Here is a 19,912-nt window from a genome sequence, read left to right as displayed (position 1 = left end):
CGAGGCGAGACGCGAGAGTGACAGCGGCTGGACATGGCGACGGGCGCCGCTCCCGGTGTCCCGGAGGCGGCGCCCGTCGTACTGCTTCGGTTGAGCGTCAGTGCCGATCGATGTCGCTGGCGGTGTCCTCGCGGTAGCTCGCGCCACCGTCGGACTCGCTGGTGAGCGGCTTGGCGCCACCCTCCGGCGGGCCGGCCACGCTCTGGCCGGCGGCCAGCTCGGGGAACTTCGCGTCGAACGCCGGCCGCTCGGAGCGGATGCGCGGCATGCGGTCGAAGTTGCGCAGCGGCGGCGGGCTGCTGGTCGCCCACTCCAGCGAGTTGCCGTGACCCCAGGGGTCGTTCACCTCGACCACCGGGCCGGTCTTGTACGACTTCCAGCAGTTGTAGATGAACGGCAGCGTGGAGATACCGGTGATGAACGCGCCGATCGTGGAGATCATGTTCAGCGTGGTGAAGCCGTCGCTGGGCAGGTAGTCGGCGTAGCGGCGGGGCATGCCCTCGTTGCCGAGCCAGTGCTGCACCAGGAACGTGGTGTGGAACCCGATCATGGTGAGCCAGAAGTGCACCTTGCCCAGGCGCTCGTCGAGCATCCGGCCGAACATCTTCGGGAACCAGAAGTAGATGCCGGCGAAGACGGCGAACACGATGGTGCCGAAGAGCACGTAGTGGAAGTGCGCCACCACGAAGTACGAGTCCGACACGTGGAAGTCGATCGGCGGGCTGGCCAGCAGCACACCGGTGAGACCACCGAAGAGGAACGTGACAAGGAAGCCGACCGCCCAGAGCATGGGCGTCTCGAAGCTGATCTGGCCCCGCCACATGGTGCCGATCCAGTTGAAGAACTTCATACCGGTCGGCACGGCGATCAGGTAGCTCAGGAAGCTGAAGAACGGCAGCAGCACCTGGCCGGTGGCGAACATGTGGTGCGCCCAGACGCTCATGGAGAGCGCGGCGATCGCGACGGTCGCGGCGACCAGACCCTTGTAGCCGAAGATCGGCTTGCGGGAGAAGACCGGGATGACCTCGCTGATGATGCCGAAGAACGGCAGCGCCACGATGTAGACCTCGGGGTGCCCGAAGAACCAGAACAGGTGCTGCCAGAGCATTGGCCCACCGGTTGCGGGGTCGTACACGTGCGCGCCGAGGATGCGGTCCGCGGCGAGCGCGAAGAGCGCGGCGGCCAGCAGCGGGAAGACCAGGATCACCAGAAGGCTGGTGACCAGGATGTTCCACGTGAAGATCGGCATCCGGAACATGGTCATGCCGGGCGCGCGCAGGGTCAGCACCGTGGTGATCATGTTCACGGCGCCGAGGATGGTGCCCAGACCGGAGATGGCCAGACCCATGATCCACATGTTGGCGCCGACGCCGGGCGAGTGCTCGACGCTGCTCAGCGGCGCGTACGCGAACCAACCGAAGTCGGCGGCGCCACCCGGGGTGATGAACCCGGCCGTCGCCATCGTCCCGCCGAACAGGTACAGCCAGTAGGCGAAGCTGTTCAGCCGGGGGAAGGAGACGTCGGGCGCGCCGATCTGGATCGGCACGATGTAGTTGGCGAAGGCGAACACGATCGGCGTCGCGAAGAACAGCAACATGATCGTGCCGTGCATGGTGAAGAGCTGGTTGTACTGCTCGGGCGACAGGAACTGCAGCCCTGGCCGGGCCAGCTCAGCCCGCATGATCAGCGCCATCAGGCCGCCGATCATGAAGAACACGAACGCGGTGACCATGTACATGATCCCGATTTGCTTCGCGTCCGTGGTTCGCAGCAGCCGCGCGATGGCCGACCCCTTGACCGGCTCCCGGACCGGCCAGGGCCGGGTCACGACCGGCTTGGGTGCGACGGTGGTCACGAGTGGCCTCCGGTTCTCGGTTGTCCCGCTCGGCACACGCTGGTTATCGGCGGGCCGTCATCCGCAAGGAGGATAGTCCCCGGCAGGTCGCAGCGCCGCGTGGGGTGGCGTGACACGATCTACAACGGGCCTACAGCGGGCCGAGCAGGAGCCGGTAGTGCTCCCCGAAGATCCGGTCGCCGCGTCCGCGCAGCAGCGGGTCGCGCAGCGCCGGCGGCACGTCCCTGGTCCGGTTGCGGTCCCGGGTCCGGTCGGCCACCCATCGGGTACGCGGGCGGCGACGGCTCTCGTACGCCACCAGCGCCGCCTCCACGCTGTTGGCGGCGCGCAGCGACTCGGCCAGCACCACGGCGTCCTCCAACGCCATGGCCGCGCCCTGCGACAGCGTCGGGGCGGTGGCGTGCGCCGCGTCGCCGACCAGCAGCACGCGCCCCCGGTGCCAACGGCCCAGCTCCACCTCGTCGGTGATCCCGACGTGCACCTCGTCGAGCGCCGCCAGCACCTCGGGCACCGGGCCGCGGTAGTCGGCGAAGAGGTCCCGCAGCCGCGCGAGGGGGTCGGCGGGTTCCTCGGTGCCGGCCTCGTCGGCGTAGAGGTGCAGTCGCCCGGCGCCGATCGGCACCATCAGGAACCCGGAGCGCTGGCCGAGCAGTGCGGTCCACTCGGTGACCGGTGGGCCGTCGCGCAGGACGGCCCGGTAGACCACCTGCCCGACCGGGCGCGGCGGCCCACCGAGGGCGGCCAGCGCGCGGACCGAGGACCGTGGCCCATCGGCGCCGATGACCAGGTCGTACTCGGTGGTGGTGCCGTCGGTGAAGGTGACGCCGACGGCACCGGGGAGCAGGTCCAGGGTGCGGACCTCGGCGCCGTGCCGGACCGCGCCGCCGGCACCGCTGAGCAGCACCCGGTGCAGGTCGGCGCGGGGTAGTGCCCGGCACTCGCCGACGCCGGCCCAGAGGGCGTCGAGGTCGACCTCGCAGAGTTGCGCGCCCGCGGCGTCGAAGAACCGCTGCCGGTGGATCACCTGCCCGACCGGCCGGACCGGGTCGTGCAGGTCGAGCCGGTGCAGTGCGCGGGCGGCGTTGCCGGGCAGGTAGAGACCGGTCTCGGTGGACTCCCCCGGTGGCAGCTTGTCGGTGACGTCGGGCCGGAAGCCCGCCAGGCGCAGCGCCCGGGCTACGGACAGGCCGGCGATGCCCGCGCCGACGACGAGGATGCGCAGGGGGGAGCCACCCATGGTGGTGTACGCCTCCGGAGGGGGAGCGGCACGCGTTGGAGGCAACACGCTACTCGGAGCGATCGGCGCACACCAGGCCCAATCGGCCCGCACCCCGCCGCTCGTCGGCGACCCGTGCCGTTTGGCCGGCCGGCCGTCGCCGGCCGTAAGGCGGGGATGGCAATCCTCACAATTTGCCAGTTCAACCCCGACGGTTGCGCGTCAGTTTCAGACATGTAAATGTGTCGTTGAGCGTGGGAGCGCTCCCGCACTGCCCCACCACATCCGGCGCCCGGCACGCGCCGAGTCAAGGAGCGTCATGAAACGTCAACTTCGGGCCCTGGCCGTCGCCGGGTTGCTGGTCGCCAGTTCCCTGGTGGCCGTGACCTTCGGCGGCACCGCCTCCGCCGACACCCTGATCTGCGAACAGTACGGCTCGACCACCATCCAGGGCCGCTACGTCGTGCAGAACAACCGCTGGGGCACCACCGCCCAGCAGTGCATCAACGTCACCAGCAGCGGCTTCGAGATCACCACCCTGAACGGCAGCAGCCCCACCAACGGCGCGCCCACCGCGTACCCCTCGGTGTTCTTCGGTTGCCACTACACCAACTGCTCCCCCGGCACGAACCTGCCGATCCAGGTGAGCCAGATCAGCAGCGCCACCAGCAGCATCTCCTACCGCTACGTCAGCGGCGCCACCTACAACGCGTCGTACGACATCTGGCTGGACCCGTCGCCCAAGCGGGACGGGGTGAACCAGATGGAGATCATGATCTGGCTCAACCGGCAGGGCCCGATCCAGCCCATCGGCTCGGTGGTCGGCACGACGAACCTGGCCGGCCGCACCTGGGAGGTCTGGCGGGGCAGCAACGGCTCCAACAACGTCATCTCGTACGTCGCGCAGTCGGCGATCTCCAGCCTGAACTTCAGCGTGCTGGACTTCATCAACGACACCCGCAACCGGGGCGCGATCACCAACTCCTGGTATCTGACCAGCATCCAGGCCGGCTTCGAGCCGTGGCAGGGCGGCGTCGGCCTGGCCGTGACGTCGTTCTCGGCCAACGTCAACGGCGGCGGCAACCCCACCAACCCGCCGCCGACCACGCCGCCGCCGGGCGGTGGCGCGAGCTGCGCGGTGAAGTACACGGCGAACTCGTGGAACAACGGCTTCACCGCCGACGTGCAGATCACCAACACCGGGTCCAGCGCGATCAACGGCTGGACGATGAACTACAACCTGCCCAGCGGGCAGACCGTCACCAACGCCTGGAACGCCACGGTGAGTCAGAGCGGGTCCGCGGTGACCGCCCGGAACGTGAGCCACAACGGGTCCATCGCACCCGGGGGCACTGCCAGCTTCGGCTACCAAGGGACGGTGAACGGGTCGTACTCGTCGCCGAGCAGCTTCTCGCTCAACGGGGCAACCTGCTCCCGCAACTGACCTGACGGCTGGGGGCGTGACCGTCCGTCGCGCCCCCACCGCAAACGGAAGCGGGCCACCGGGAGGAGTCAGGGCGTGCGCGGAGCCGCGCACGCCCTGATCCGTCCCCCCAGACGACGATTCAGAATGAACCAAAGAACCGGTCCCACCAGTCAGGTTCCCCGGAACCGTGGAAGCGCAGGTGGGCAACTCCGTCATAGCGGTTCATCAAGAGTTCTTCCGGAATCACCAGGTGTCCCGAGCCGACGAGAGCCTGCTTGACCTCTTCGAGGTCGCTGGCGTCCAGTGCGCCTTCGGCGCATGCCTCGTCGGTGCTCAGAAAGGCACCGGGGTTGTCGGCGGCGACCATGGCCAACGGCTTGAACTTGCTCACCAGGACGACGATCCGCGTTCCGCTGACCGTAGATTCCCCCGGCACTTCGATCCGCGCGTACTGTGCGGAGTCTTGAATGTCTCGCTCGATCTCGCAACTCGTCGAGAAGCGAGACCCGATATCTGCGGCGAGGATGCCGCACGAGGCCGCAAGCTCCGTTCTGCTGTAGCCAGCGGGAAACTCCAGCCATTCGGGATCATCGAGGCGACGTAACACCGCCATCAGGTTCGCATCTCGCTCCATGACTCTCCTGCTCAGCTCCCACCCTGCGGAGATCCACTCGGCTTCCGTGAAGTCGGGGCATCCTCGCACGTGGGATGCCCCGACTTCCTGAAAGGCGAGCGGATCAAGACCGGGCCGGGCCGCGTCAAGCCCGGGCGGGGCCGCGTCGGAGGTCAGACCCGGGTGAGGCGTACCGCGTCGGCGATGACCAGGCCGCTGGAGCTGCTCCACCGGCTCACACCGACCCGGTTGGCGTCGCCCGCCGGCAGGGCGAACGTGCCGAGGGCGCGCCACTGCCCGCCGGTGGCCCGTTGGTCGACCCGGACGGTCTGGTTGCCGCTGCTGGTGGCGACGATGTACGGGGCGGCGCTGTTGTAGCCCGAGTTCGCCGGCCACCAGGCCTCGACCCGGTAGTTGCCGGCGGCCGGGACGTTGAACCGGTACCAGGCGACATCGCTGGCGGCGACCGGTTCGGCGTAGCGGTAGTCGGCCCCGTAGCGCTGACTGGAGTACGACGACACGCCCCAGTTGGCGCTGGCGGTGAACCGACCGCTGGTGGTGTTGTCCACGGTTGCGGACCAGGTCGTGCCGCCGCCGGCCATCTTCGCCGCCACGTCGGCGCGCATGACGTTCAGGTCGATGAAGGACGGGTCGATCTTGCCGGTGGTGCTGGTTTCCCGGTGGCCCCGGGCGTAGCTGCTGTCCCGGCCGAGGCGGGTGAGCACGGCGGCGGTGGCGGCGACCGACGCGTTGTACTGCGCGGCCGTCATCTCCTGGTTGACGCCGTTGTAGTCGATCTCCCACCCGATCATCAGGGTGTTGCCGTCCCCGGACGGGATCGGTCCACTGCCGCCGCTGACCCCGGCGTGGTTGCAGCGGCCGGCGGAGATGACGTGGAAGACGCCGTTGTAGTCGACGAGCGCCTGGCACAGCGGCCCCGGCAGGTCGGAGCGGCCGTTGATGCAGATGCCGAGGGCCGGGTGCGGGTTGCTGGCGCTCGAGGTCGAGGCGGTGTGGTGCCAGAGCACTCCGATCGGGTCGAAGGAGCCGGGGCGCATCCGGTTGAGCCAGTCGCCCTCGACGACGACCTGGACCCCGGCGGCCCGCAGCACGTCCACCAGCCAGGGGATCGTCGCCATCAGGCGTCCGCGAGCAGGTCGGCGAGGCACTCGGCCTTCGGCGCGGCGCTGGCCGGGGCGGGTCGGGCGACGACGGTCAGCGCGGCGACCAGCAGGGCGGGGATGCCCAGCACCCCACGGCGGCGCAGACGGACGGATGGTGATCGGGTCATGGCGATCCTCCAGCGACGGCGGGCACGAACGGATCGACGAACGTGATGACGGGCACGCTATACCGTCACGTACGTCGATGTCGATACCCTTCATCAGCGGGTCACCCGCTGAAGGAATCCGCCGATCAGCCCTCGCCGAGCGCGTCGATGTCGCGCATCTCCTCCGCCGTCAGCGAGAAGTGGAAGACGTCGAAGTTGGCGGTGATCCGCTCCGGGGTCACCGACTTCGGAATCGCCACGATCTCGTGGTCGATGTGCCAGCGCAGCACCACCTGCGCGGGCGAGACGCCGTGCGCGGCGGCGATCCTGACCAGCACCGGGTCACTGAGGTCACTGGTCTTGAACGGGCTGTACCCCTCCAGCACCACACCCCGGTCCCGGTGCTCGGCGTGCCGCTGCCGGTCGTACAGCGCGGGGCTCCACTCGATCTGGTTGACCGCCGGGTTCTCCTCGGTGGACTGGATCAGCTCGTCGATCTGAGCGGTGCTGTAGTTGCTGACGCCGATGGCCCGGGTGAGATTCTCGTCCCGGGCGGCGATCAGCTCCCGCCAGAGCGGGATGCTGTCGGCCGGCGACCTCGGCGGCCAGTGGATCAGCCAGAGGTCCAGGTGGTCGACGCCGAGCGCCTCCAGGCTGGCCTCCAGCGTCTGCCGCTCCCGGCCCACCTGGTTGGGCGGCAGCTTGGTGGTGATGAAGACGTCCTCCCGGCGCAGCCCGCTCTCGCGCACCGCACGGCCGACCTCCCGCTCGTTGCCGTACACGGTGGCGGTGTCGAGGTGCCGGTAGCCGGTGTCGAGCGCCGCCAGCACGGCGTCGTACCCGGCCTGGCCGGTGGCCTGCCAGGTGCCGAAGCCGAGCAGGGGCATCCGCACGTCACCGGGGAGCAGGGCGGTGGGCTGGTCGGTGAGGTCCATGAGGTCCGTTCTACCCCGCCGCGCCCCCGACCGCCGAGTGAACCGGACACTGGGGCGTCCAGCGCACCGGTCGGTTTTGCCGGAGAATGCGGGTGTGACCGACCGGCTGCGGGAGTACCGGCGACGGCGGGACGCGGCCCGCACACCCGAGCCGGTGCCGCAGGGCCCGCCGTCGGCCGGCCCCGACGCCGCCCGCTTCGTCATCCAGCAGCACCACGCCCGCAGCCTGCACTGGGACCTGCGCCTGGAGCACGACGGGGTGCTCGCGTCCTGGGCGGTGCCACGCGGGCTGCCACGCGATCCGGGTCGCAACCACCTCGCCGTGCACACCGAGGATCACCCGATGGAGTACCTCGACTTCGCCGGCGAGATCCCCGCCGGTGAGTACGGCGGGGGCCGGATGCTGATCCACGACCGGGGCACCTACCACTGCGAGAAGTGGCGCGACGACGAGGTGATCGTGACCCTCGCCGGTGACCGGACCGCCGGGCGCTACGTGCTGTTCGCCACCGGCGGGCGGGACTGGATGGTCCGCCGCACCGACCCCGCGCCACCCGGCTGGACAACGATGCCGGATCTGGTCCGGCCGATGCACGCCACGCCCGCCGCCGGGCTCCCCCGCGACAGCGCCGCCTGGGGGTACGAGCTGCGCTGGGACGGCGTCCGGGCGATGGCGTACGTCTCCGGCGGCCGGCTGCGGCTGCTCTCCGAGACCGACGAGGACATCACCGGCGGATATCAGTGGCTGCGCGCGATGGCCGAGGCGCTCGCCCCCACCGAGGCGGTGCTCGACGGTGTGCTGGTGCGCATCGACGGTGCCGGCCGGGTGCGTCCGGTGCGTCCGAGCACCGGCAGCCGGGTCCCCGCCGACGCCCAGTACCTGATCGTCGACCTGCTCTGGCTGGAGGGCGTGAGCAGCGTCGACGTGCCGTACGCGCAACGCCGGGAGCTGCTCGATGGGCTGGCCTTGGCCGGTGCGCACTGGCAGACTCCGCCGTGGTTCCCGGGCGCGGGCGACGAGGCCCTGCGTGCCGGGCAGGAACAGGGCCTGCCGGGCGTGGTCGCCAAACGGCTGGACTCGGTCTACGAGCCGGGGCGGCGCAGCCGACGCTGGCTGGGCATCGACGCGGTCTGACGCGAGGAGCGACGTGTACCTGACCCACCTGGACTGCCCGCGGTGCGGCAAGGAGCACGCCGCCGACCGGTTACAGAACCTCTGCGACTGCGGGTCGCCGCTGCTCGCCCGCTACGACCTGCCAGCCGTGGCGAAGGCGGTCACCCCGGAACGCTTTCCGCTGCGCCCGGCCGATCTGTGGCGCTACCGGGAGCTGCTGCCGGTAGCCGATCCCCGGCACGTCACCACGCTGGGCGAGGGTTGGACGCCACTGCTGCGCACTCCGGCGTACGGCACCGAGATCGGCATCGCGGACCTGATGGTCAAGGACGAGGGGCTGATCCCGACCGGCTCGTTCAAGGCCCGGGGTGCCGCGGTCGGCGTGAGCCGGGCCCGTGAGCTGGGCGTCGAGCGGGTCGCGATGCCCACCAACGGCAACGCCGGGTCGGCCTGGGCCACCTACGCCGCGCGGGCCGGGATGGGCGCGACGATCGTCATGCCGTTGAGCGCGCCGAGTATCTGCCGGCGCGAGTGCGTCGCCGCCGGGGCCGACCTGCGCCTGATCGACGGGCTGATCGGCGACGCCGGCCGGCGGGTGGCCGAGCTGATCGCGGAGTCGAACGGGGCGATCTTCGACGCCGGCACGCTGCGCGAGCCCTACCGGCTGGAGGGCAAGAAGACGATGGGGTACGAGATCGTCGAGCAGCTCGGCTGGCAGGTGCCGGACGTGATCATCTACCCGACGGGCGGCGGTGTCGGCCTGATCGGCATCCACAAGGCGCTGCACGAGCTGCGCGAGCTGGGCTGGGTCGGTGACAAGCTGCCCCGGCTGGTGGCCGTGCAGTCCACCGGCTGCGCGCCGATCGTGCGGGCGTTCGCCGCCGGCGAGAATCGGGCGCAGCCGTGGGCGGACGCGCACACCGTGGCGTTCGGCATCACGGTGCCGGCCCCGCTGGGCGACGAGCTGATCCTGGCGGCGCTGCGGGAGTCGTCCGGCACGGCCGTCGCCGTCGACGACGCGGACATCCTGGCCGACCTGCGGGAGTTCGCCGGTCGGGAGGGGCTGCTGCTCTGCCCCGAGGGTGCGGCCTGCCTGACGGCGGCGCGGCAGCTGCGCGCCGGCGGGTGGATCCGGGCCGGCGAACGGGTGGTGGTGCTCAACACCGGCGCCGGGCTGAAGTATCCGGACACTGTCGACGTGTCCGGCGTACCCGTGCTGGCGTGAGAGCCGGCACCCCGCGGACCGCGGGGTGCCGACGCACGGTGCCTACTGGTAGGTGATGTCCGATGGTGAGTAGAGGCAGTTGACGCCGTCGGCGCCCTCGCCGATCTCGGTCGGCTCGCTGCCCTTCGGCACGCCCTTGTACTTCACGCAGATCGAGGTCTCCCGGTCCGGGTCGCCGACGATGGTGATCCGGGTGAACCGGGCGGTGTCGCCCCAGTTGGTGTTGATGCCGGCGATCGCGTCGGTGTTCCGGACGATCACGTTGTCGATCACCACGTGCCGCTGGTACGACGTGGAGCAGTTGCCGCAGGCCCGGTAGAGCTTCCCGGCGTTCTCCACCCGGAAGTTCTTGATGTAGACGGTGCCCGACCCGTTGTGTTGGAAGACCTTGTCGCTGGCGGAGCGGGCGCCACCGCCGTCGACGGTGTACGTGGTGCCGCCGCGGAAGGTCGCCGCGTCCTCGCCGACGTCCTCCCACCAGACGTTGATCAGGGTGCAGTTGCCCTCGCAGTGCACACCGTCACCGGCCGGCGCGCCGATGATCACGTTGCGCAGGGTGGCCCCGGCGGCCAACTCGAACATCGGGTCCTGGCTCTCGCTCTGCCCGCCGTCACCGATGCCGTAGTAACGCTTGAGCCCGCCGTCGAAGGTGCCGGACACCGGGATGGTCGCGTCCACCTTCTGGCTGGCGGTGGGCGTCGGCCAGCCGGCCGGCGGCGGGGTGGTGGTGGGTGGCGGAGTGGTCGGCGGCGGGGTGGTGGTCGGCGGTGGCGTGGTCGGGGTGCCGCCGCCGGACGAGTCGACCAGCACGTCGTCGAAGCCACCGCTGGCGTACGCGGTGACCAGGCCGATCCGGCCCGCGCCGACCAGGCTGTTGCTGCCGGAGGCGATCTGGGTGCCGTTGACGAACCCGCGGATGGTGCTGCCGCTGGTCTCGATGCGCAGGGTGTACCAGGTGCCGGTGCCGACGCCGAGCGAGGCGGAGCCGATCGCCGTGACGGAGCTGCCGTTGACCGCCTGGAGTTCGGCGCGGCCGGAGCCGAGCAGGGCCAGCCGGTACATCTTGGTGCTGCTGGAGGAGCGGGCGGCGAGCCCGACCAGGGCGCTGGACGAGCCGAAGCTCGCCGGCCTGACCCGGGCCTGCACGGAGTAGTTGGTCCAGCTGGTCTGGCCGGCGAACTGGCGCGCCAGCTCACTGCCGGCGTTGGACTGGTTGAGCACCCCCGAGCCGTCCACCGCCCAGGTGCCACCGGACTTGGACCAGCCGGAGGTGTCGCCGTCGGTGAAGTCGTCGCTGAGGATGGTGGCCGCGAAGGCCGAGGTCATGCCGGCGGCGAGGGCCGCCACGGTCACCCCGGCACCCACCGCCAGCAGTAGTGGTCGGCGGCCGGAGAGTCGTCTTTGCTGCACAGGTGTCCTCCTTGACGCATGTGGTGGTGATCCCTGTGCCCGTCGGGCCTGAGACGCGTCGGCGCGGCGTGCGGCACTGAACGGGATCGGTGTGGCCCCGTCGGACGCCCGGATCCGAAGCGGGGTGAAGCGGGATCAAAGCCGTGGGAAAGGGCTTTCCCGCATCTTCGAGGCTAGGACTGTCCAACCATCAGCGTCAATGCCTGGCGCTTGCAGGTCTGTTGCAGGATTCGACGGATCAGTAGCTCTCCGGCTCGGTGATCCGCCAGGCCGCGTTGATCAGCCCGATGTGCGAGAGCGCCTGCGGCATGTTGCCCAGCTGCATCCCGGTGGCCAGGTCGATCTGCTCGCTGAACAGCCCCACGTCGTTGGCGTACCCGACGACCCGCTCGAAGAGCGCCTCGGCCCGCTGCTGCTCGCCCGTCATCACCAGGCACTCCACCAGCCAGAACGAACACAGCAGGAAGCCGGCCGGGTCGGCCGTCCAGCGTCGCAGCAGACCGGCCTCGGTGCCCAGCTCGCGCTCGACCATCGCGATCGTCGAGCGCATCCGTGGGTCGGTGGCCGGCAGGAAGTGCGTGACCGGCAGGGCGAGCACCGAGGCGTCCAACTCCGCCGACCCGAACGCGCCGGTGAACGCCCCGATCCGTTCGTTCCACCCCTCGCGCAGCACGGTCTCGCGGATCTCGTCACGCACGTTGGCCCAGCGACGGGGGTCGGCCTGATCACCGAGCCGGTCGGCGAGCCCCACCGCCCGGTCCATGGTCAGCCAGCAGGACACCTTGGACGAGAGGTAGTGGCGCTCGTCGTCGCGGGTCTCCCAGATGCCCCGGTCCGGCAGGTGCCACGTCGCTGCCACCTGCTCGGTCAACCCGAGCACCATCTCCCGCAACTCGACCTCGAAGTTCGCACCGAGGTAGTCGCGCAGCCGCCACACCGCCGATATCACCTCGCCCGGCACGTCGAGCTGACGCTGCCGCCAGGCGTCGTTGCCGATCCGCACCGGCCGGCTGTCCCGGTAGCCGCGCAGGTGGTCGCAGTGGTGCTCGGAAAGGTCGCGCTCGCCCTCCAGCCCGAAGAGCACCGGCACGGGTTCGTCGCCGAACCGGCCGATCGAGCGGGTCGCCCAGGCGAACAGCCGGGACGTCTCCTCGGGGCAGGCCGCCACCCAGAGCGCCCGCATCGTCAACGAGAAGTCCCGCAGCCACGAGTAGCGGTAGTCGTAGTTCCGGTCGCCACCGATCTGCTCCGGCAGCGAGGAGGTCAGCGCGGCGGCGACCGCGCCGCTGCGGGCGTACGTGAGGCCGGTCAGCACCGTCGCGCTGTGTTTGACGAGTTCGGGGTAGCGGCCGGAGTACCCGTGCGTCTCCCGGAACGCCTGCCACGCCTGCGTCGTCTCCGCGAGGGCGGCCAGCGGGTCCAGTCGGGCCGGCGGATCGCCGTACGCCTCACCGAACGCGAGGTCCATCCCGATCACCTGACCGGCGGAGACCTCGAACTCGTGGGTCACCCGGTCGGTGCCCGCCCGCAGGTGCAGACCCCCGGCGCGCAACACCAGCACCACCGGGCCGGCCCCGGCCAGCACCCCGCCGTCCGGCTGGTCGTGCAGGTATGGCGTGAGCAGGCCGTACTCCGGGCGGGGTGCGAAGTCGAGCCCCATCCGCACCCGCCCGGACAGCCCCTTGACGACCCGGATCAGCACGGCCGGGGAGTTCTTGCCCAACTCGTGGGCGCGGGCGCCCACCTCGGCGGCGAGGGCGTCGACGACCGCCACGCTGCCGTGCGGCGTGTGATGCACAGTCCGCAGCACCAGCGAGTCCGGCAGGTACGCGCGCTCCACCCGGTGGCCCGGACCGCCGACGCCTACCGGCGCCAGCCGGAAATGGCCGGCACCCGGGTCGAGCAGCCGCGCGAACACGGCCGACCCGTCGAACCGGTGCGGGCACCACCAGTCGATCGAGCCGTCCTTGCCGACCAGGGCACCCGAACGGGAGTCCGAGAGGAACCCGTAGTCGGAGATCGCCGGCTGCTGCTCCACCCGCCGGGGGTACCCGCATCAGGCCGGATCAGACCGGGCGCCTCACTCGGTGGGCGGCTCGTCCTCCCCCGCCGCCTCGGCCGCGTCGGCCTCCTCCTTGGTCTTGTGCACCGCCTGGTCGGCGTGCTCCGGCGGCCCGTAGACCGTGTACAGCACCAGCGGGTTGGGGCCGGTGTTGACGAAGTTGTGCTTGGTGCCCGCCGGAACCACGACCAGGTCGCCCGCGGCGACCTTCCGCTTCGCGCCGGCGACCCGGGCCTCGCCGACGCCGCTGACGAAGGTCAGGATCTGGTCGATGCCCTCGTGCACCTCCTCGCCGATCTCCCCATCCGGCGGAATGGTCATGATGACCAGCTGGGTGTGCTCACCGGTCCACAGCACCCGCCGGAAATCCGGGCTCTTCTCGGCGACAGTCGCGATAGTGAAATGCTCCATGCCCACGCTCATACCCCGTCCGGCGGCGCGCCACGCCGGGAGTCGCAGATGGTGGAATTCCCCACGGTCAGAGGGTTTGGATGCGCGCGGACCGGGGATCGACAGCGCGGACCGGCACGAAGCGCCGGTCGAGCCAGGTCCCCGCCGGCGTACCGCCGAACGGCTGCGGTGGTGGGAGACGGCCAGAGCGCGGCGACGTTCCGACCACGGTCGAGCGGCGCCGTGCGCTCTTTCGAGCCACCGTGCGCTCAACCGACTCAGCGATGGAGCCAGGTGAGCAGCTGGGGCGGGGCCAGCGCGGCGACCCGTTGCTGATAGCGGGATCGCGCGGGCTCGTCCAGCAGGTCGCGTCCCTGACCGGAGCCTCCTCGGCGAAAGAACGCCAGGCGGTCGCGCAGCACGCCGAGGGTGTCCGGTGCCAGCTGGTCGGCGCGCTCGCGCATGCGGCCGAAGGTGGCCGCCTCGATGAGCGCGGGCCAGCGCGCGTCGGGGACCGTGATGCCCCACCGGTCAGCGAGCCGGCGCATCTCACCGCCCAGATCGGCCAGCAGGTCGTCGTAGTGCACCAATTCGATGTTCGGCTCGTGCCGGCGGGCCCACGCGTCAGTCAGGTGCATCAGCACCCCGGGGAGCGAATCCAGCTCGGAGTGGGGGTCCACCTCCCGGTCGACCCAGCTCGTCAACCACTCCCGCACCGGGGGCCGCTCACCCGGCGGCCCGGCCGGCGCGGGTCGGCCGGTCAGCTCGGCCAGCCGCGCCCGGTCCAGGTTGGCGGCCTGGTGATAGAGGGAGACCGCCATGTCCAGTGGGTGTCGGGCCACCACCACGTAGTGCACCCGCGGGTCGAGCGGCACCCCGTCCAGCGGGGTGTGCGTCTTGATGAACCGCCGGTGCTGCTGGGCGGCCAGCCGGTCGTACACCGTGGCTCGCGGCTCGCCCAACCAGTCCAGCCACGGCGACAACTCGGGCAGCGGCGCCGGCAGGTCCGGGGTGCCCAGCACCAGGAGCGCACAGATCATCTGCATCCAGGTGGTGCCGCTCTTGGACCGGGTGCTGATCACGATGTCGCCGTCGCGGAACGGGAAACCGGTCCACCGCGCGCTGTCCTCGTCGTCGGATCGGTACCGGTGAATTGGCGTGAGCACCGGTGGATGGTAGTCGTCGAACCGACAGTCGAGCAGCCGAATTCCGACTTACACCCCTGTGAGACATGCGCATGCCTGGCTAGATTGAAGTATGGTGCCCGCCCACGGGGGCCGGGCGGCGGCAACGCTCTACCGCCCCATCCTCGCCAACCGACGAGGCGAGCTTGAGGCCCTGAGCCACCTCGATCCCGCGTACGCCGAGCTGGTCGCCCCGGTCCTGGAGATCGGCACGATCGACAGGTCCACCATGGACACCGTTCGCCGGCTGCCGTCCGGGCTGCTGCCCGCCGTCGACGTCAGCGCGCTGCCCGACATCCCCGAGGCGGAGCTGACCCGCTGGGGCGTACCGATGGTGCCGGTCATCGGGCTCTCCGAGAGCGACCACCGGCTGGTCGCGCACGGCGCGGCGGCACGGGCGTACGGCCGCCGGGCGCTCATCCGGCTGCGGGCCGGCCAGGACCGGGCCGGGCCGGACGCGAGCACCACCGCTGTGGAACGGATCTGGCGGTTCACCGACCTCGCCCCGGAGGAGTGCGACCTGCTGGTGGACGCGGGGGACGTGTGCTGCCCGGCGGACGTGCGGGCCGCCGAGCCCCGGATACGCCGCCTGCTGGACTGGGCGCGCCGACACGCCTGGCGGTCGGTGACGGTGGCGGCGGGCGGCATGCCGCCGACGCTGTCCGGCCTGCCCACCGACGAACCGGTCCAGTTGGACCGTTGGGACTGGCAGCTGTGGCGACGGCTGGCCGACGCCGGGGTCGACTACGGCGACTACGGCGTCCACCCGGCGGTGCCGGGCACCGGTGATCCCGGCGACCGGTTGCCGACGGTGCGGTACACCGACGACGGCAGTTGGTGGATCTACCGCTGGGCGCGACGCGGCGGCCGGGGCGACGACCGGTTCGCCGACCTGTGTCGCACGCTGGTGTCGGCGCCACACTGGCCGACCACCGGGGCGGCCTTCTCGTGGGGTGACCATGAGCTGTTGCGCCGGGCCCGCAGGGGTGCCGGCGCCGGCTCGACCGCCAACTGGGCGGCGTGGAGCACCTCGCACCACCTGGCCCACGTGCTGAACACGCTGTTGCACCCGGCCGGCGACGGTGCGCCGAGGTGGCACCCCGGGCAGGGTCCACCGCAGCGGGGGCGCCCGTTGCGGTGAGCTTCTGGTGCTACTGCTTCTCGGTGAAGCCGAACTGGATGACGCCCTCGTCGTCGACGGTCGCGTCCACCGACGCGTCACCGAGCAGCTCGGCGGCGTCCTCGTCCAGGAAGATCCGGGCGCCCTGGTTGTCGACCACCCGATCGCCCTGCACCGGCTCGGGCACCAGCTCGACGGTGAGCGAGCCGGCCTCGGTGTCGGCGGCGATTCGCACCCCACCGTCCTGGGCGACGTCCTGCTGATTGGCGAGGTCACGAATGACGAGCACGGCGTTATCGGTCATGGTGAGCATGAGTGGAACTCCTCGTGGATTCTCGGCTCGCTGTCGAATACGGCACGGACCGGACAGTCGGGCCCGCCTACGAGCACGCGTGGGAGGCGACAGAGGGGCGAACGGTCATCGCCGTCGCATCGGATCGGGGCAGCTGACGGCCCCGTCACTTCCACCGTGCCCGCTGGCGGACCATCCGTCAAATAGAGCCGGATCAGTGGAGAGCGGCGGCCGGGGCCAGCCAGGCGCGAATCTCGTTGACCGCCGCGCGGCCGGCCCGGTTGGCCCCGATCGTGCTGGCCGAGGGGCCGTACCCGACCAGGTGAACCCGCGGGTCGGCGACCACCCGGGTGCCGTCCATCGTGATACCGCCGCCCGGCGCGCGCAGGCCCAGCGGGGCGAGATGGTCGATGGCCGCCCGGAAGCCGGTGCACCAGAGGATGACGTCCGCCGACACGTTCCGCCCATCCGCCCAGGCCACCCCGTCGGGTGTGATCCGGTCGAACACGGGTAGCCGGTCGAGGACGCCGCGCTCGCGCAGCCGGCGCACCTCGGGGGTGACCGGCAGCCCGGTCACGCCCACCACGCTTCCCGGTGGTCGGCCGGCCCGGACCGCCTCGTCCACCCGGGCCACCGCGGCACGACCCAGTTCCGGGCCGAACTCCTCGTCGTTGAACGACGGCGGCCGGCGGGTCACCCAGGTGGTGGCCGCCGCGACGGTGGAGACCTCACCGAGCAGTTGCACGGCCGAGGTGCCGCCGCCGACGACCACCACGCGAAGGCCGGTGAACTCGGCCGGCCCCCGATAGTCGGCGGTGTGCAGCTGCCGTCCCCGAAACGTCGACCGGCCCGGGTAGTGCGGCCAGAACGGCCGCGTCCAGGTGCCGGTGGCGTTGATCAGGGCTCGGGCGGTCCAGGTGCCCCGGTCGGTGTGCACGTCCAGTCGTCCGTCGGGGCGGGAGCGCACCGCCCGGACCCGTACCGGCCGCCGCACCGGCAGGTCGAAGGTCCTCTCGTACGCGGCGAAGTAGGCGCTGACCTGCTCGGCGGCCGGGCGGTGCGGATCGGCGGGTGGGAGCGGCAGGCCGGGCAGGTCGTGGAAGCCGTGCACCCTGTCGAAGACCAGCGTCGGCCAGCGGTGCTGCCACGCGCCGCCGGGCCCGTTGTCGGCGTCGAGGATGACGAAGCCACTGCCGGGGGCGAAACCGGTGCGGTGCAGGTGGTAGCCGGCGCTCAGACCGGCCTGGCCGGCGCCGATCACCACGACGTCCGCGGAGAGGGTGTCCACACGGGGTACAACAGCCCGGTTGTCGGGACTGTGCCCGCCGTCGGTCGTCGCGCCGGTCACAGCCGGCCATTCCGGCGTCGACCACCCGACCGGCACTTACGCTGAGCGAATGAGCGACTTCCGTCGGTACGCGGCCGAACTCCTCGGCACCCTGCTGCTGGTGTTCTTCGGCGTGGGCAGCGCGGTCGCCGCCCGGGTCCAGGGCGGCGTGGTGGTGGTGGCGCTGGCCTTCGGGTTCGTGATGGTGGCCCTGGTCTACACGATCGGCCCACTCTCCGGCAGCCACGTCAACCCGGCGGTGACGCTCGGTGTGCTGCTCTCCGGAAAGATCTCGGTGCTCGGGGCGGTGGCGTACTGGATCGCGCAGTTCGTCGGCGCGACCATCGCGGCCTTCGTGTTGTGGGCGCTCACCCGATGGGGTGACGTCGCGGACCAGACCGGGGCCCTGGGCGCGAACGGCTACGGCGCGCACATCAACCGGGGCGGCGCTGCCGTGCTGGAGGTCGTACTGACCTTCCTCTTCGTGCTGGTGGTGCTGGTGGTGACGAGTCGGAGCGAGAATCCGGGCACCGCCGGACTGGCCATCGGGCTGGCGCTGGCCGCCACCCAACTGGTGGGCGTGACGCTCACCGGTGCGGCCGTCAACCCGGCCCGCGCGTTCGGCCCGGCGGTCTTCGAGGGCGGCGTGGCGCTGCGGCAGCTCTGGGTGTTCATCGTCTTCCCGCTGCTCGGCGGGGCGCTCGCGGCGCTGGTCGCACCACTGCTGATGGGGGCGCAGCGGCACTACTGGGGTGGTCACGAGAAATCGGTCGGCGAGCCGAAATAGGCAGTAACGGCAATATCTTTCGCCCGGGGACCTTTTCCGGCGAATATCTCCGTGGCAGCATCAGCACATGTATCGTCGTCACTTTCCCCGGGCCCTCGCGCTGCTGGCGCTGGTCGCCACCGCGGCCACCGCCGCCGCGCCCGGCGCCACAGCCGAGTCGCCCACCCCCGCGACGACCCAGCTGCGCGCCACCATCGACACGATCCTCGCCGACAGCCGGCTGAGCGGCGCGCAGGCCTCGGTGGTCGTGGTCGACACCAGCACGGGGCAGACGCTCTACGACCGCAACGGCGACCGCCGGCTGATTCCGGCGTCCAACACCAAGCTGCTGACCTCGACCGCGGCCCTTGAGCTGCTCGGCCCCGGCCACCGCTTCACCACCGACGTCCGCGCCAGCGGCAAGCGTCGCGCGGGCCTGCTCTCCGGCAACCTCTACCTGCACGGCGGAGGCGACCCGACAATGCTCGCCGCCGACTACGACGCGCTCGCCGCGCAGGTCGCCGCCGACGGCGTACGGGTGGTCACCGGCAACCTGGTCGCCGACGACACCCGCTACGACAGCACCCGGCTCGGCCCCGACTGGACCTGGGACGACGAGCCCTACTACTACGCCGCCCCGGTCTCCGCGCTGACCGTCGCCCCGGACACCGACTACGACGCGGGCACGGTGATCGTGCACGCCGCGCCGGCCGACCGGGCCGGCGCCCCGCCGGTGGTGACCACCACCCCCGCCACCGGTTACGTCCGGGTCGACAACCGCGCCGAGACGGTCAGCAGCGGCGAGACCTCCATCTCGATCGAGCGCGAACACGGTGGCAACACCGTCGTGGTGACCGGTCAGATCGCCCTCGGCGACGAGCCGGCCAGCGACTGGGTCACCGTCTGGGAACCCACCGGCTACGCGGCCGACGTGTTTCGGACGGCGCTGCACCGACACGGCGTCCGGGTGCTCGGCCGGACCGTGCTCGGCCAGCCCACCCCGGAGACGGCCGACCCGGTGGCGCGACACGACTCGATGAGCCTGGGCGAGCTGATGACACCGTTCCTCAAGCTCTCCAACAACGGGCACGCCGAGGTGTTGACCAAGGAGATCGGTCGGGTGCTCTCCGGCTCGGGAACGTGGACGGCCGGCCTCACCGCGATCAGCGAGTACGTCGCCGACACCGGGATGGACACCGGGAAGCTGCGCCAGCGGGACGGCTCGGGGTTGTCCCGGCGCAACCTCGTCCCGGCGACGGAGTTCGTCGACCTGCTCAGCGCCGTCCGCGCCGAACCGTGGTTCGCCACCTGGTACGCGGCGCTGCCGATCGCCGGCCAGCCCGAGCGGTTCGTCGGCGGCACCCTGCGCAGCCGGATGGCCGGCACCCCGGCCGCGGGCAACGTGCACGCCAAGACCGGCAGCCTGACCGGTGTCTCCGGTCTCTCCGGGTACGTCACCAGCGCCGACGGTCGGCTGCTGGCGTTCTCCATCCTGCTGAACAACTACCTGACGGCGTCGGTGAAGTCGCTGGAGGACCAGATCGCCGTAACGCTGGCCGGCTTCCGCGAGGGACAGACGTCGACGGCCCGGGTGGCAGCGCCGGCGGTGCCGGAGACGCCGCGCACCCCGGAGGGCGTCGAGTGCGCCTGGGTGAAACCGATCACCTGCTGAGCGACGGCCGGGAGGCGCGTCCGCGCCTCCCGGCC

Annotated in this window: 18 protein-coding genes; 6 read left to right on the top strand and 12 right to left on the bottom strand. The window is 71.2% G+C overall.

All coding sequences use genetic code 11. The annotated features are described in order from the left end of the window. Nucleotides 1-97: 97 nt before the first annotated feature. Together ctaD and ACX27O_RS06600 are read right to left on the bottom strand one after the other, a co-directional pair. A complete protein-coding gene (ctaD, locus tag ACX27O_RS06605; protein WP_030331286.1) occupies nt 98-1,855 on the bottom strand; it encodes an aa3-type cytochrome oxidase subunit I in 1,758 nt (585 codons plus the stop codon). A 130-nt stretch (nt 1,856-1,985) separates the two neighbouring features. Then, nucleotides 1,986-3,092: an FAD-dependent monooxygenase gene (locus ACX27O_RS06600; RefSeq protein ID WP_357638336.1), complete on the bottom strand. Its 1,107-nt coding sequence runs from the start codon at nt 3,090-3,092 to the stop codon at nt 1,986-1,988. A gap of 298 nt (nt 3,093-3,390) precedes the next feature. Here ACX27O_RS06600 and ACX27O_RS06595 point away from each other — a divergent pair, with 298 nt between their 5' ends. Continuing rightward, on the top strand, nt 3,391-4,515 hold the full coding sequence (locus ACX27O_RS06595) for a GH12 family glycosyl hydrolase domain-containing protein (RefSeq protein ID WP_030331290.1): 1,125 nt from the start codon (nt 3,391-3,393) through the stop codon (nt 4,513-4,515). Between the two features lie 121 nt (nt 4,516-4,636). On the opposite strand, the gene ACX27O_RS06590 is transcribed toward ACX27O_RS06595, so the two are convergent. The 4 genes from ACX27O_RS06590 to ACX27O_RS06575 form a co-directional block, all read right to left on the bottom strand. After that, nucleotides 4,637-5,131: a hypothetical protein gene (locus tag ACX27O_RS06590; RefSeq protein WP_458939063.1), complete on the bottom strand. Its 495-nt coding sequence runs from the start codon at nt 5,129-5,131 to the stop codon at nt 4,637-4,639. Nucleotides 5,132-5,283: 152 nt separating this feature from the next. Then, complete coding sequence (locus ACX27O_RS06585) at nt 5,284-6,249, bottom strand: golvesin C-terminal-like domain-containing protein (protein ID WP_030331295.1); 966 nt, start codon at nt 6,247-6,249, stop codon at nt 5,284-5,286. Further along, nucleotides 6,249-6,401 (bottom strand): hypothetical protein, encoded by a 153-nt coding sequence (locus ACX27O_RS06580; RefSeq protein WP_167337296.1) that lies wholly within the window; start codon nt 6,399-6,401, stop codon nt 6,249-6,251. Before ACX27O_RS06580 ends, ACX27O_RS06585 begins: the two co-directional genes overlap by 1 nt. A 125-nt stretch (nt 6,402-6,526) precedes the next feature. Continuing rightward, nucleotides 6,527-7,315 carry an aldo/keto reductase gene (locus ACX27O_RS06575; RefSeq protein ID WP_030331297.1) on the bottom strand — a complete coding sequence of 263 codons (789 nt, stop codon included), beginning with the start codon at nt 7,313-7,315 and terminating at the stop codon, nt 6,527-6,529. 94 nt (nt 7,316-7,409) lie between these two features. Between ACX27O_RS06575 and ACX27O_RS06570 the strand changes: the two genes are divergently transcribed. After that, on the top strand, nt 7,410-8,450 hold the full coding sequence (locus ACX27O_RS06570; RefSeq protein ID WP_357638332.1) for a DNA polymerase ligase N-terminal domain-containing protein: 1,041 nt from the start codon (nt 7,410-7,412) through the stop codon (nt 8,448-8,450). A 13-nt stretch (nt 8,451-8,463) separates the two neighbouring features. Beyond that, on the top strand, nt 8,464-9,654 hold the full coding sequence (locus tag ACX27O_RS06565; RefSeq protein WP_210858670.1) for a threonine synthase: 1,191 nt from the start codon (nt 8,464-8,466) through the stop codon (nt 9,652-9,654). A 42-nt stretch (nt 9,655-9,696) separates the two neighbouring features. On the opposite strand, the gene ACX27O_RS06560 is transcribed toward ACX27O_RS06565, so the two are convergent. The 4 genes from ACX27O_RS06560 to ACX27O_RS06545 form a co-directional block, all read right to left on the bottom strand. Next, a complete protein-coding gene (locus ACX27O_RS06560; protein ID WP_210858673.1) occupies nt 9,697-11,064 on the bottom strand; it encodes a pectate lyase in 1,368 nt (455 codons plus the stop codon). 238 nt (nt 11,065-11,302) lie between these two features. Next, a complete protein-coding gene (locus ACX27O_RS06555) occupies nt 11,303-13,102 on the bottom strand; it encodes a glycoside hydrolase family 15 protein (RefSeq protein WP_030331304.1) in 1,800 nt (599 codons plus the stop codon). A gap of 42 nt (nt 13,103-13,144) precedes the next feature. After that, complete coding sequence (locus tag ACX27O_RS06550; protein ID WP_036411381.1) at nt 13,145-13,537, bottom strand: cupin domain-containing protein; 393 nt, start codon at nt 13,535-13,537, stop codon at nt 13,145-13,147. A gap of 257 nt (nt 13,538-13,794) precedes the next feature. Next, nucleotides 13,795-14,682: a sulfotransferase domain-containing protein gene (locus ACX27O_RS06545; RefSeq protein WP_358125466.1), complete on the bottom strand. Its 888-nt coding sequence runs from the start codon at nt 14,680-14,682 to the stop codon at nt 13,795-13,797. 91 nt (nt 14,683-14,773) lie between these two features. On the opposite strand from ACX27O_RS06545, the gene ACX27O_RS06540 reads away from it, so the two are divergent. Beyond that, the gene (locus ACX27O_RS06540; protein WP_210865125.1) at nt 14,774-15,841 is read left to right on the top strand and encodes a beta family protein; all 1,068 of its coding nucleotides are present in this window, start codon (nt 14,774-14,776) and stop codon (nt 15,839-15,841) included. A 10-nt stretch (nt 15,842-15,851) separates the two neighbouring features. Here the strand turns inward: ACX27O_RS06540 and ACX27O_RS06535 are convergent, their stop codons facing one another. Together ACX27O_RS06535 and ACX27O_RS06530 are read right to left on the bottom strand one after the other, a co-directional pair. Continuing rightward, on the bottom strand, nt 15,852-16,133 hold the full coding sequence (locus ACX27O_RS06535; RefSeq protein WP_030331312.1) for an adhesin: 282 nt from the start codon (nt 16,131-16,133) through the stop codon (nt 15,852-15,854). Between the two features lie 193 nt (nt 16,134-16,326). Next, the gene (locus ACX27O_RS06530) at nt 16,327-17,400 is read right to left on the bottom strand and encodes an NAD(P)-binding domain-containing protein (RefSeq protein WP_030331314.1); all 1,074 of its coding nucleotides are present in this window, start codon (nt 17,398-17,400) and stop codon (nt 16,327-16,329) included. Between the two features lie 109 nt (nt 17,401-17,509). Between ACX27O_RS06530 and ACX27O_RS06525 the strand changes: the two genes are divergently transcribed. Continuing rightward, nucleotides 17,510-18,226, top strand: coding sequence for an MIP/aquaporin family protein (locus tag ACX27O_RS06525; protein ID WP_030331316.1), 717 nt, complete (start codon nt 17,510-17,512; stop codon nt 18,224-18,226). A gap of 67 nt (nt 18,227-18,293) precedes the next feature. Next, a complete protein-coding gene (gene dacB / locus ACX27O_RS06520; RefSeq protein ID WP_458939062.1) occupies nt 18,294-19,877 on the top strand; it encodes a D-alanyl-D-alanine carboxypeptidase/D-alanyl-D-alanine endopeptidase in 1,584 nt (527 codons plus the stop codon). Nucleotides 19,878-19,912: the final 35 nt, after the last annotated feature.

It is taken from the genome of Micromonospora sp. SD19, from assembly GCF_054462275.1.
The sequence above is the reverse complement of the archived record's forward strand: the minus strand, read 5'-3'. Positions and strand labels throughout refer to the sequence as shown.